General features: G+C 40.4%; 13 protein-coding genes. 1 reads left to right on the top strand and 12 read right to left on the bottom strand.

Annotated elements, in window-relative coordinates; genetic code table 11:
- Positions 1–326: 326 nt before the first annotated feature.
- From ACFEL9_RS25745 to ACFEL9_RS25725, 5 genes are all read right to left on the bottom strand, one after another.
- Positions 327–545 (bottom strand): hypothetical protein, encoded by a 219-nt coding sequence (locus ACFEL9_RS25745; protein ID WP_385896180.1) that lies wholly within the window; start codon positions 543–545, stop codon positions 327–329.
- Positions 546–855: 310 nt separating this feature from the next.
- Positions 856–1146, bottom strand: coding sequence for a hypothetical protein (locus tag ACFEL9_RS25740; RefSeq protein ID WP_385896177.1), 291 nt, complete (start codon positions 1144–1146; stop codon positions 856–858).
- Positions 1147–1604: 458 nt separating this feature from the next.
- Positions 1605–3047 carry a serine hydrolase domain-containing protein gene (locus ACFEL9_RS25735; protein WP_385896176.1) on the bottom strand — a complete coding sequence of 481 codons (1443 nt, stop codon included), beginning with the start codon at positions 3045–3047 and terminating at the stop codon, positions 1605–1607.
- Positions 3048–3210: 163 nt separating this feature from the next.
- The gene (locus tag ACFEL9_RS25730) at positions 3211–3786 is read right to left on the bottom strand and encodes a putative glycolipid-binding domain-containing protein (protein WP_385896173.1); all 576 of its coding nucleotides are present in this window, start codon (positions 3784–3786) and stop codon (positions 3211–3213) included.
- Between the two features lie 316 nt (positions 3787–4102).
- A complete protein-coding gene (locus tag ACFEL9_RS25725) occupies positions 4103–4408 on the bottom strand; it encodes a type II toxin-antitoxin system death-on-curing family toxin (protein ID WP_385896200.1) in 306 nt (101 codons plus the stop codon).
- Positions 4409–4872: 464 nt separating this feature from the next.
- On the opposite strand from ACFEL9_RS25725, the gene ACFEL9_RS25720 reads away from it, so the two are divergent.
- Positions 4873–5031 carry a hypothetical protein gene (locus ACFEL9_RS25720; RefSeq protein WP_385896171.1) on the top strand — a complete coding sequence of 53 codons (159 nt, stop codon included), beginning with the start codon at positions 4873–4875 and terminating at the stop codon, positions 5029–5031.
- A gap of 14 nt (positions 5032–5045) precedes the next feature.
- On the opposite strand, the gene ACFEL9_RS25715 is transcribed toward ACFEL9_RS25720, so the two are convergent.
- From ACFEL9_RS25715 to ACFEL9_RS25685, 7 genes are all read right to left on the bottom strand, one after another.
- A complete protein-coding gene (locus tag ACFEL9_RS25715) occupies positions 5046–6140 on the bottom strand; it encodes an acyltransferase family protein (RefSeq protein WP_385896168.1) in 1095 nt (364 codons plus the stop codon).
- A gap of 485 nt (positions 6141–6625) precedes the next feature.
- Positions 6626–7198, bottom strand: coding sequence for a peptidoglycan DD-metalloendopeptidase family protein (locus ACFEL9_RS25710; protein ID WP_385896165.1), 573 nt, complete (start codon positions 7196–7198; stop codon positions 6626–6628).
- 1224 nt (positions 7199–8422) lie between these two features.
- Positions 8423–9070, bottom strand: coding sequence for an ankyrin repeat domain-containing protein (locus tag ACFEL9_RS25705; protein ID WP_385896163.1), 648 nt, complete (start codon positions 9068–9070; stop codon positions 8423–8425).
- Positions 9071–9079: 9 nt separating this feature from the next.
- Positions 9080–9766: an FISUMP domain-containing protein gene (locus ACFEL9_RS25700; RefSeq protein WP_385896160.1), complete on the bottom strand. Its 687-nt coding sequence runs from the start codon at positions 9764–9766 to the stop codon at positions 9080–9082.
- A 184-nt stretch (positions 9767–9950) separates the two neighbouring features.
- Positions 9951–10415 (bottom strand): hypothetical protein, encoded by a 465-nt coding sequence (locus tag ACFEL9_RS25695; protein ID WP_385896158.1) that lies wholly within the window; start codon positions 10413–10415, stop codon positions 9951–9953.
- 507 nt (positions 10416–10922) lie between these two features.
- On the bottom strand, positions 10923–11939 hold the full coding sequence (locus tag ACFEL9_RS25690; RefSeq protein WP_385896155.1) for a hypothetical protein: 1017 nt from the start codon (positions 11937–11939) through the stop codon (positions 10923–10925).
- Positions 11940–12212: 273 nt separating this feature from the next.
- Positions 12213–13115 carry a hypothetical protein gene (locus tag ACFEL9_RS25685; RefSeq protein WP_385896153.1) on the bottom strand — a complete coding sequence of 301 codons (903 nt, stop codon included), beginning with the start codon at positions 13113–13115 and terminating at the stop codon, positions 12213–12215.
- Positions 13116–13429 lie beyond the last annotated feature (314 nt).

Genomic DNA, 13429 nt, shown 5'->3' with positions numbered 1-13429 from the left:
CTTTTTTATTCCATTATTTGTCTAATAAGGGATTTTATAGCTCTGTCATCAATGGAAGCAATTTCTGATTTGTCGTAAAATGGTCAGGAGATAAACTTCTTTGTTTTTGTCAATCTTGAATGTGATAATTCTCATCCCTCCGCTTTTACCTTTGCGCTTGCTTTTCACTGGTAAACGAATTTTGTAGGTGTCACTGCCTAATGCTGTCCCGATGTCCGGTGTCAGTGATTAGGTGTCGGATAAGTCTGACAACTCCTTTTTAAGAGAGGAGAATTTTTTTAATTAATCTTTTTGCTTGAGATTTGAAGGTCGGTGTAGGGATAACATTATAACTCATCCAGGAAATCTTGTAAAGATTGCTTTTTGATTTTTCCCTGGCGCATTTTCTTTACTTCTTCAAAGGCTTGGGTCAAGTCAGATTTTACCTTGAGCATTTGTTCATATTTATTTAACTTGTTCATTAATCTTGTCCAATAACTTATTGGAAGCTGTACAGCCTTGGTTTTCCCTGTTTGGTCATTTAAGTATTGAATTGCTGCTTTCATGTAGTAAATCTACAACTTTTTCAAAAAAATGGAGAAGGCATATTGTCCATTTTATATTGGTTACATGAGAACTGCCGATAACTATGAGGATGATGATGCATGCAGCATACGTAAAAAAATGTTACACTTATTCTGCTTGCAGTGTAAGCCCAAGATATCCGGCAGTTGTTCCAGGCAAAAAAGGCACACGTTGGGAACACCAACACGGGCGAGAAACGGCCCGCTACCGGCCTGATTTGGGAAAAGTATAAAAAGTGTTTTATCAGTGTTTTCTTCATTGTTGTATTATTCACTAAAAGTATGGCGTGAGCTAATTTTCGTTTTCATCTTTAATCTTGTCAAGTTCAGGAGTTGCCTTGATCCCTGACATAAAATGAATAGTTCCTTGCTTTTTCCAAACTCTATTGGCCCATACAATTCCTGTAATAAGACCGATTGTTGCAACAAGAATTGCTATGATAAACCCGGCTTTGTTCTGTGACGAAAAATAAATAATTAAGCCAATTGCAAGTCCTGTTAAGAAGGGAGAAGCAACTATTTGAAGCCAACCAACAATTTCGGTAAAGAGCTCAAATAAATCTTTTTTTGCCAGGTTCGGCACTGTTCTCTTTGTTAGTTTCGTTCATGTTACTATTAAATGTACGAAGTATACTTATTCGTTGGCTTGGCTGATCAAACTCCGGCGGGACCGCTCACTTAGCCGAAGAGAAGGAGACCCTGGAAGGCCGGGGAAATTTCACTGTGTTTGATGCTATCTCTGGTAGGCCAGATCACCAATAGTGTTTACAGGATTGATTCTAAAATTTAAGAGATGACTGTGGAATTTAAAAGATTTATTAATCTCTTCGCTATCAGCACAATGCTTTATGCTCCTGGATTTGCTTTGATCTTGTTTTCCGTTACATGAGATCATTATTAATGTCACTAATGGGATTAAAAGGTAGATGTGTTTCATATCGTATGACTGGCGGATTGAATATTTCTGCAGAATAGAATTTGGTTATCGAAACCTAAATTTAATGCAATAGGCTAACGGCCTGTGAAACCTGCCAGGAAAACCTAATCCAGTTTTTCCGCAATAAATGTACCTCCCTGGGTTAGTTCAAATGAGCTGACCTTTCCTTCTTTGAATAACATGCGAATGCTGGCATTAGGTATTTCGGGAATACTGAATTCAGTGGAACTTGTAAATATGAGTTTAAATCCTGAAGCCGGCTGACCATTTTGACGGACACACAGCGTTTCTCCGCAGAAGTTTATAGAGATCGTATCCTTAAACAGCAGATAATTACCTGTGTATTTTGAAAGCGTATCCTTAGGAGGGTAGTAAACGGATTTAAAAACAGGTTTGTAAAAATCTTTCCAGCCATATACACGGGCCACACTATTCAGTACTTCAGGAATGATCGAATATTTGTCGCCATTAATCATGATCACTACACCATTGCCACCTTCGAGGCTGCCGTATGATGTACACAGGAAACCTTCATTGCCGCCATTGTGATTAAAATAGCGATCATCACCTTTTTTGACAATAAATACACCAAGAGCCGCATTGCTATCGATATACGGCGTCAATCTTTTTTGTGTAGAGGCAGCGTTAAGTATTTTCGCGGATTTGTTTTTGTAGGCTAATTGTGTTTCGATAATATACTTCGCCAAATCCGAAGGCGTAGTCCAGAGACCAGCCGCCGCTTGTTCGGGATACACGTGGTATTTGCCATTTATAGCCTTACCGTTTGTATAAGCAGTAGCTAGTTCAGGCGTGCCGGCAGCGGGAGGTTGCGTAAAGAAGCTGTTCGACATACCCAATGGTTTTAATATTTCCTGTTGCATATATTCTTCGTAGCGTTTGCCGGTAATGCCGGTGAGTAATAGTTGTGTGATCGTCGTGCCTCCACCCGAATACTGAAATTTCAGCCCCGGTTCAAACAAAGAACGAACAGCTTTGGAATTGGCCGGCTTAACCCCATCAAGGATTTGTACAACCGTAGGACGTTCTTCCGTCACAGTATAACCCCGGAAACCATGTACTGAAATGCCAGCCGTATGGCTTAACAGGTTGGCGAGGGTGATCTTTTTGTTTTTCGACAGACTATCGTAGGGAAACTGCCAGGATTGGAGGTATGTATTAATATCAGTATGCAGATCAATCTTTCCCTGTTCTACCAGTTTCAACAAGGCAAGGCTGTTGATGCTTTTGCTGATGGAAGCGGCCTGGAATCTTGTATTGATAGTTACGGGTCTTTTTTCTTCAAGGTCTGCCCAGCCATAACCCCTGGCCCAATCCAGTTTATGATCTTTGATCACGGCAATGCTCAAGCCATTGATACCGTAAGCTTCCATTTGTTTTTGCAGATTCAACTTTGGCAGGGTATCTCCGAAGACCAGGTCCGGAGCCAGGTGATTTTCTACCGCTTTTATGCGGTCTTGTAAATTGTGTTGTTGTGAATGACAGGATAAGGTAACGCATGTAACGAGTATCAGGAATAGTATCCGCATAGCAATGATTAAGGTTTATTAAAGTGAAGATACAGCGGAGGAAGAATAGTTTTATGAAAAACGTGACAGGTGGTTTCGCCAGAACTATCTGAACATGCTACCCGATGGATTTGCTGCGGCAAATAACAAGACAATGATTACCTGTTTGTCAATCAACATAGTTCTATGAGTGGTAGTTTGTTTTTAGTGCCGCCGTTCTTACGAACAACGTTGGATAATCAATGACCAAACCGGATTCGTCAACCTCGATGTTGGCTTCAAAATCATTAGGAACGTTCTCATAGTGATACTCCGTATTTGAAAGTCGTTTATACTTTTGCCGCACGGGTTTTATTTGCTCTTCTAGCAGGTCGAGATAGATCACCTGTATTTCCTGTTCCTGGTCTTGAATTAATTTAAGCCTGTTAATGGGTAAGGTATTTGTAAAAGGTGTTAATGGGATATCAATGTCAATGCAACCTTTAAACAAGTCGGCTTGTTTATTATTAGTGGTCCAGTTACCTTTCCCGTCGCCTTCAAATGTGATAAATTGAGTTCGGTTGCTATGCCGGCTGTTGATCTCAAAGAATACAGTTTCCCAATTATGATTTGTTTTAATCCGGTATTCTACTTTGTAAATCTTATTGTCATAATAACCAATAATGGTCGAAGTAATTGCTGAGCCTTTATTGGTAGTGTCTACTAAACAATTCTCTATGGAATGGTATTCCCGGCCGGCCCAAAGTAAGTTGGTTTGCATAGATTGATTTTTGAGTACCACTAACGGAATAGAGCTTGCTGGCAGCAGCGACATCCTTTGTCCCGTCAGCTTAAATTTAGATTAAAGTTGAATTATGTTTAATTCCCCTTTTTCGGGTCTTTGGGGAAAGCAGGCGGCCGTTGTGTCGTGTTGCGCATGGGTATGTGTGAATGCAGGACACCAACAACCGAAATGAGGGAGGTCATTCTATGTTTATAATACGGGGATGATGAAAAGAAGATCGATCAGTTTTCGAAGAGGATTAAGGAGGGTGAGAATATATTCTTCTGCCAGCATTGCCAAAAAAGACCGGGTGTTAGCCGTTCATCTTTTCTGTATTAGAAATCAGCCAGGCAACGATACTGTCATATTTAAGAGATCCGGAAGCAATGTTAATTACAAACTCATATTTGTCGTCCTGTGATGCGGTTATGTCTCTTCCGTTTTGGATGAGAAAGAGTCTTAAAAGAGTATAACCAGTCCTTTTATTGCCGTCGACGAAGGGATGATTGATTAAAATGCTTTCAATCAAAGAGCCGGCCTTTTCTAAAATGGACGGATATAATTCATTTCCGTCGAAAGTTTGAAAGGGTCTCTGGCGAGGGCAGACGCTAACGCTGATTTGTCTCTGATGCCATGTGTGCCACCAAATTTGTCAATAAGAATTCGATGTAGATGTTCGACTTCGTTAATTGGTATCATTTAGCAAGTTTCTCCAGGAGCTCTTTGTCTTCCGATATGATTTTATCGAAAATTGTGCGATCAACATGCGAAAAAGTTTGCTTTCCCTCAATGTTTTTTAGTAACGAGAGAATGTCCTGGAGAGTCTTGTCAGATAAATGATCAAGCACTTTATTTATTTCGTGTTTAATTTCCTCTTTTGACATACTTAAAACTTACACTATAAAAATAAGAATTTTCGGAGAAGTCGGATCTTTCCCTTTGCAGATCTTTCAGGAAAGCAGGCGGCCGTTGTTGCGTGTTGCGCAGGGGCATGTGTGAATGCAGGACACAAACAACCAAAATAGGGGAGGCCATTCTCTGTTTATTACGGCGATTGAAGTAACAAGTAAAGATTAGTGTCGTATGCCAGCTTTGTTGGTGATTGCCCCGCACAAGGCCGGCGCAACACACAACAAAAGCGGTTTACAGGTTGGGAAAGCCATACAGGCGAGAAAATATTTTTGTATAACGACATTTTCGCCTGCGCTGAAACACCGGATACTCGTTGAATGGTATTGCTGACCTGTAAAAGAAATTTACGACGCCTGTATGGGGGCCGGCTGCAGTGCCAGTTCCTCTTTTTTGACTGGCAGGTATCTCTTCAGGCTCACAAATGGCTTTTCTATAAATCGCCATAGCAGCCAGGCTAGCAAAATAAGTATCACCAGGTTTTCTGCTACCAGGAAAAAAACTTGATATGAATCCAGCGAAGCCGGCAGCCGGCTGTTGATCAACCAATCGAGCGGCTCTTTTGTATAAACCGGAACCAGGGGATGAAATAAATAAAGTCCGAAACTTATTTTGCCGACAAACGACAGTGCCTTGCTATTTAGCAGGATCATTCGATTCGCTGTTCCCAGTTGGTCCCTGTACATCACTGCAGCTATCAGCCAGGCTGCCAGTACCGAAACCAATGTACGCTTCAATACAAACGGTATGCCCGTAACAATAAAGAGCAGCAAAATAATGATACTGGCAATACCGGCAGCTCGTATAAAGCGATAGGCCTTTTCCAGCATCAGCGGACGATCATTAACTATCCATGCCAGCAGCGCACCCATGCCAAGCGAATCGAAACAATCCGTGGTAAGAATAGTGCCAAACTCAGAGAAGCCTGTAAAAAAATGACTGACAATGCCGGCAACAATAAACAGGCTAAAAACTTGCGGCAGGTAGCGACGGCTGCAGAGCAATATAACCCAGGGCCAGAGAAAATAGAACTGCTCCTGCACCGATATGGACCACAAATGTGCCGTTGAATGATCCCATTCCCCGATGGAATAAAAATAGAAATTGGATGTGAACGTAAACAAATAGATGAAGCTGTTTTTATCGCTGCTGCCGGTCAGCAGCAGGAAAAGCAACGTTAGAAAATACAATGGGAAAATGCGAAGGGCCCTGCTCAGGATAAAATTGCGGAATACAGTAAACTTACCGGCGCCGGGAGCTATAGTCTTCTGCGCCCGAAGCAGGATGCCGGTTATTAAAAATCCGCTCAGTACAAAAAAGACATTTGCACCCAACGGGTAAATTGAAAGAAAATTAGTAATGAGGCCCAATGGTGCGTGGTGCATCATCACCAGCAGAATGGCAATAGCCCTGATACTGTCCAGTTGTTTGATCCGGTTCATACCAAAAATATTTAGACGATGAAAAATGTACCAGGCAAGCTATCCTATCATTGGCAAGAGATACTGCGGTAACCAGAATCAGAAGGTATGCGGAATGGGGAAAGATGATTACAAAATTTCCACTAAAGGAAATGCTGCTATTCAAACTTAAGAAAAAAAATGTGGGTTTAATCAGGGTGAGAAATTTTGGCGAAAAAAATGCTTTGGATGAAACTCTCCCGGCCTACCCGATTGGCTGCCGTTTTTATTTAGCAGAATACCCCTCGTCAGTTTAAGATTAGTTCATAAAATTCCCTTTGCGGGTCTTTCGGAAAGGCAGGCGGCCGTTGTTGCGTGTTGCGCATGGGTATGTGTCCTATGCCAGCTTTGTTGGTGATTGCTTCGCACCAAAGCCTGGTGCAACACACAACAAAGTCGGTTTACAGGTTGGGAACGCCAACACAGGCGAGAAAAGCCCGGCGCACACCAACAAGGATTGTGCGCATTCATTTTAAAGGCTTCTCATATCTTTCGCGGCTTTCCAAAATTTGAACCCCCTGGGTAGTTTTGAACTTTGTCCTGACAAACGAGTCCTTATTGTAATTTAGTTTACGTTTTACAGCAAAATGCAAGTGAGGTTGTAATACGATGCCTGTACTTCCACTATATCCAATCAGTTGGCCCTTATGAACCTTTCCTTTTTTTACGACTACACCGTTTTTCTTTAAATGCCAGTAACATCCAAAGCTGCCATCAGGATGTTTAATAATTATATAGTTGGCCCTCTTTCGATATTTTGTAAAAAGCCCTCCTTCATTACTATCATCTTTGAAACTATAAATGATCCCTTCCCTTGCAGCGCAAATAGGCGTTCCTTCCGGCATATAAAAATCTAAAGCGGCTTTATTCTTATGTGAAAACATACCGCCATATCCCTGTACAACTTTATGACTTGTACCTGCCTGAAAAGGAAGATCATAAATATATGTGTCAAGATTTTTGGTGACCTCACTACTTGAGGAGAAATAGACAACGACTCCGGCAACAATTGTAAAAAGGATCAGGGCTATCTTTTTCATTTTGATTTATTCCAATTTGTATAGGCCGGTGAACAACGGCAACCCGTGCGCACAGAGTGTTATGGGATAAACACTTCCTGAACCTTAACTACCTGATTATTAGAAATTGTAAGACGAAATAAGTTGTCTTTGTATATTTTTTCAAGACTTGTAAGGGAATTTCCTTTAATTGAATGAACCCTGTCAAGCCAGAGAATTAGATCATATTCACAATTTTCAGCGACCCGAAATGTTCTTATGGTGAGGTTCTCATTTGCAATAAAGTAGTCGTTTAAAGCAGTATAATGAATTACACCCATCTGCAGTTCTAAAACTATCCGCCTCTCCTGCTTTTTTAGCCGCGATGGCTGCAGAATCTCCCGTGAAGTATTGTACGTAGTCAACATTTAAAGATACCGAATCAGCAGCTTTAGTGACCTTTTTAATAAAAGCATATTGCTGAATTTGATCTATTGCAACACTGTTTTTCTTCTTGGATGTACAGCCTATCATAATGATGCCAGGAAAGATTATAGCTCGCAAATAATTGTTCATGTATTAAATTATGTTCAACACGTATATTAATGTATAATACGCTATGCATAAAAATAATAAATACTCATAGTTAACAAAATAGTATTATACTTTTTCCCCTTTGCGAGTCTTTCGGGAAAGCAGGCAGCCGTTGTTGCGTGTTGTGCATAGATAGTGTGAATGCAAAACACCAACAAACCGAAATGAAGGAGACCATTTTCTGTTTATTACACTGATTGCTATAACAAGTAAAGATTAGTGTTTCTATACCAGCTTTGTTGGTGATTGGCCTCGCACAAAATCCAGGCGCAACACACAACAAAGGCGCATTACAGGCTGGGAACACCGACACAGGCGAAAAAAGAAGTTGCGTAATGCGGCGGGGCAATGTCATGTTATCAATAAAAGAAATAGCATCAATTAACATCAAAGAGAAGAAATACACAGGCATCAGGCAAACCACAAGAGACTCCAGTTACATAACATCTACCGATTCTATAGGTGACTGATGAATACCAACACCCCCGGCTTCTGCAAAAGATCTTTCCCTTCATCGCAATCCCCATAATACGATCAACAAACTACCGAAGGTTCCGTACAACCGAGGCTTCATCGTTGGTGCTGCGCACCCGACGAAGCCTTATTTGTTGTGTGATGTTTTTTGTACGTCTTATTTGGTTGTAAATTGATGAAGTTGTCCGCAGTAACAGATTAATGAATACCAGATATTCCTTCATAAACTAACAAACGCAATATATCTGCGTCTCTCAAATACCAGCTCCCCCACGAAATAGGTGTATCACCATTTGCGTCTTTCATGGAAGGGTCAGCACCAGCCTCCAACAACATTTTTACAATAGGTACATTTCCAAATGCCGCAGCTCTATGTAACGGTGATTCTCCTTTAAGGTAAGCGTCACGCATAAAGCAAAGGGTCGGTTTACCTGCTGTAGTTTTTTTAGTAACATCTGTACCCGCGGCTATTAAAATCTTTACGATTTCTGTTCTTTCATCCATTTCACTTGTCTTGCTAATTGTATAATGCAAGGCATTTTCTCCTGTATCTGTAAAAGAAAAATTAGCATCCTCACCTTTATTTAATAACCATTTAACTGAATCTACTTTGCCATTGTAGGCTGCATTACAAAGCAGGTTAGCATTTTCAAATGATATTTTTGCTCCTAAATTGTAAAATAAATCCAGCGCTTTTGTATTACCATCCCAGGCAGCAGAAAATGCAGCAAAATTGCCCCATGCGTCAATGTAATTAATATTTGCTCCTTTCAAAACCAATTCTTCAACAGTGGTTAAATTGCCATTTAAAGCCGCTTCTAACATTTTACTATCCAGATTTTCCATTGCTGATATTTATTTTAATGTACCAATACTCTTGATGCAACGGACAGCGGATGCGTCTTTTTTTTCACCTCCATATTGGTGGTAAAGAGACTGGGAGTTCTTTCCAAAGTTTGAATACCAAGCCGTAAGGCTATCATTTTCTGTTGCCGTCCAATAAAACCCATGAGCCTCTATGCGACGATATCCGCCGTCAGTGTCTCGACCTCCACCTAATACAGCATTGAATCCGGCATTCCCTGAAATCATCAATGTACTGTATGCTTTCTTTCGGTTTTCAATCGAATCTGCCGTGAAACCACCATATAATGCAGCCAATTTCTGCCATTCATCATTAGTAGGAAGCCGCCATCCTTCACCTAACAGGGCACATCCATTTTGGGCTGCTTCCCACGTATATAAACGTCCATAGCGTTCACAATTATTATCTGCATTATCGTAGCAATAAGAACCAGGGATATTTAGTTTCAAGTTGGTGGTCATCCAGTGATTATTATCTAACATTTTTCTTATGTAATATTTGTTGCCATCTCTGTCCACCAGCAGGCTGTCTTGCAGCCCACCAATATCTGATTTAAGGAAATGTTTTGGCTTGGTTGTACTACAAGAGCCAGCAATCATTACAAGGATTAATAGTATAACAGAACACGGTATTATTGTTATGCAATAAAGTAATTGGATTATTATTTTCTTATTCATTGTATCATGTTTATTTTACTAACTGGTACACTCGCTTTAAAATATCATACAACGTAGAACTGCTTACCGAAGTAGCGGCATTGGCAATTCCTTCGCTGATTTAAAATCCAAAGTAAACAATTTGTTCTGCTGTTTCATAGTTGCATTTCAGCCGCTATTTTGGTAAGCAACTGTTAGGCGCATATTATCTCCAATCTTTCACAAATTCTCCTTTTGAGTATTTCTGAAATCCAGAGGACAATCCTTGATTAATAGTGTCCGTGTTGTGTTCTTCCATCGCATGGAGTGTTGAATTATTTTTAGATTTCAACACCCCTAATATCTTCTTTGACAACGGTTCATAGAAGACAACAAAACCATATTCATCGCTATAAAGTGTCGCCAAGGCTAAATCAGTGGATTTTGTACTTAGTAAGGCGGAAACAGTGTTCTCGTAATCGTTTAGGGCATCTTTGCTCAACCTATTGCTTTCTTTGGCATTTTCAAGTCTAAACTTATAAAGGCTGGCAATATGTTCATTTGGCATTATTATGCCAGGATGAAAAAGGCACTCAGAGTTCCGAATTGTATATAGAACTTCCTCAACATACTTTTCGCCAGAGTTGAGTTCACATAACTTTAGAAAACTGCTAAAGGAAATTTTACTCATAATGACTGACAGAACGTTTGCGCCTAACGATCGGGATTTACGAAGTGCCCACGGATGGAGCAGATGCGGGAGCGAAAGCCAGAGGCTTTCAGCGAAGCAGCTGCGAGAATCTGTGGGTACGTGTAAATTTATCGGGGCATTTTGTAAATCCTTTTGTTCGCCGCAGGTGACTTGCACAAAGTTCACTACCCGATAAATTTACAAGTAAATCCCGATCGTTCGACCGCAATAGCTTAGGAGAAAAAGACCGGGAGTCCGCAAAGCGGACGAAGGGATTTTTCCTTGTGCAAGGCATTGCGGTCGAACGTTCAGGCATTTGTGCTGTTGGGGACTTCATCTATTCGTCTCCCCCGGCGACGGCTGCCGAACGAAGAACTAAAGTAGAAAATTTATTCTGTTGCTCAATAGTAAATGTCAGGCTGGGACAAAAAGCTGAATAGCGTTACTGTTGTTGAACGACGCTTTGCGTCGCACCCCAATAGCACAAATGCGTTTGTTGTATGCATTTTAATATTCTTCAGTGTTTGGCTTATACTTTACTACTCCCTCGAAAATTTTTGTCGTGTCTTTGTTTACTGCGTAGTAAATAAATTTTGAACGTTCCTGAACTTCACCTTCCGGTGAATCTTTTATTACTTGTTCGAATAGCTTTCGTGTTTCTTTGTTTGGATATTGTGCTAATGCGACATACAAGGGATAACATTCGACGCCGTCCCAAATGGCGTTAGTGCCAACTTCTTTTATTAGTTGCTTTTTGAGAATAGAATAAAATGATGGATGAGGAAAATGTCTTATTGCTCGGCGCACATAAATCGTCATGGTTCTTCCTCGGTTGCTAAATTCATCGTCAAGTAAAAAACTAATAAAAATTGAAGTGTCAGCGGGGTTCTTATACTTTGCGAGTATTGGTAAAGCCTCATATACTCCGGCTTTAGCAATCTCTCTTATTCGAGTATAAAAATGCGGAATTGGTTTTAATCTTTCCAACATATAGCGCCTCGACCGAAGTTCTATGTCACTTAGACCTGACCTCATTTTTATTTCATCTCTATAAAGCAAGACTGAATCAATGTAATTGAATTGTTCTTCTGTTAAATTAAATTTTGTTGGAGTTTCTTTATCATAGCCGACAGCATCTAGGAAATTGTCTGTAACTCTGTCAGTGCCGCCTAAGCAGCCGTAAAATCTTTCAAATTCAGTCGTGTCAGATAAATGATTTAATAGAATGTCATAAACATTAGAACTGCAATTGTCAGCAAGTGCTTGAAATGCAAGGCAACGAATGAGTGGGTTCTGATGATTACAAAGTTGTGTTAACTCCTTTTCAGAGTATCGTTTTGAAAATTCGGTGAAGTAGTGCCATTGTTCGGTTGTGTCGCCAGTCAGGCCTTCGTATTGTCCCTCATATGCATTGAATTTAATTATAGAGTCAATCAATGCGGCCTTACTAATATTTTTGAATTTATTCGTTTTGTCTGATGAACCAGTCTTACAAGAATAAATTGTTGCCAGTATCAGGAGCAATATGAATAAGTGTCGGGGCATTGAGTAGCACTTAGCTTGTGTCTTTAAGATTCAATCGAAAGCTCTTTCCATAAATTGCATACAACGGGCCAGGTATTGCCGATGGTGGGGAAATAGAATTCCGTCCGCCGGAACTGCTGCCTGACTTTTTGATAAATTTAAAATATTAAGAACTAAAGCTGGGCTTTATTCGTCAAGCCCCGAACGGCAGTACAGCAGGATTGCCGCTGCTGATTGCTCCAAGGTCAAGCCCCGCTATTGGCAATACCAATGTTATGTGGCGTTTTGTCGTCTGCTTTCTAATTTTTCTTGGAATAACTTTTTGTCCCAATGGATAAGTTTGTCTTGCAATTTTTGGTTTGGATTTATTAGCTCTTTAACTGACACATTAAATGGCTTATCAGACTTATTTGTTTTTAAAAACTCGATTTGCTCAAAATATAAAGCTGCTATCTTGCTCCAGTCGCCAATTTTCAATCCATTTCCCACGGAAAGACAATCTTTTATTTTTATTTCACCAATTTTTGTAGTCTGCTTGGCTTTTCTTGCCATGTTTTTTGTAGTAAACATTGCTCTAAAAAAGCCCCGATGATAACGATACTCGCCGCCAATGTCAAGGTATAGTACGTTGGTGTTCAAGATTTGCTTTTCGGTTGGTCTGTCAGTAAATACAAGGTCAGTAAGAACTATGGTGTTCTCTAAATAGTTGGGATGGTCATTAGTATCAACGACAATTCCTGTTAGAGAATTTTCGTCGTCAATTTCTAATGCAATAATGTCACCCTTTTTATAGATTAACGGTCGCTCTACAATTTTCTTCCTTCTTAATGGATTTGGTTTTGGTGTTTGAATTTTTTGTATGAAATCAGAAATTGCTTTAACCCTTTTTTCAAGAAGCTTTTTGTCGTCCGCCCAAAGTGTCAGCCACTTTAACTTAGTAGCGTCATTTAGCTTCTTGTAAGTATAATCTTCTACGTCGCCACACATCCATTGACCGTAAGCAATTCCTGTCCATATTTCTCCATAATATTCTGTGTCACTTTGTGGCTTGTATTCTTTTTCAAGTTTAAGTCTGATCTCTTTTGGAGTAAATCCTTTGTTATAAAGTTCTTTAAACTCTACCCAAATGTCTGCGGTTGTGTCGTTCTGAAGTATTCCTTTCCCCCAAGCTCCCATAGTTAGAATGATGGTTGTTTAAAATGCCACATAACGATCGGGATTTACGAAGTGCCCACGGATGGAGCAGATGCGGGAGCGAAAGCCAGAGGCTTTCAGCGAAGCAGCTGCGAGAATCTGTGGGTACGTGTAAATTTATCGGGGCATTTTGTAAATCCTTTTGTTCGCCGCAGGTGACTTGCACAAAGTTCACCGCCCGATAAATTTACAAGTAAATCCCGATCGTTCGACCGCAATAGCTTAGGAGAAAAAGACCGGGAGTCCGCAAAGCGGACGAAGGGATTTTTCCTTGTGCGAGGCATTGCGGTCGAACG

It is taken from the genome of Terrimonas alba (assembly GCF_042434975.1).
In the GTDB taxonomy this organism is placed as follows: Bacteria; Bacteroidota; Bacteroidia; order Chitinophagales; family Chitinophagaceae; genus Terrimonas_B; species Terrimonas_B alba.
Note: the sequence above shows the minus strand (reverse complement) of the source record. Positions and strands in the feature narration are given on the sequence as shown.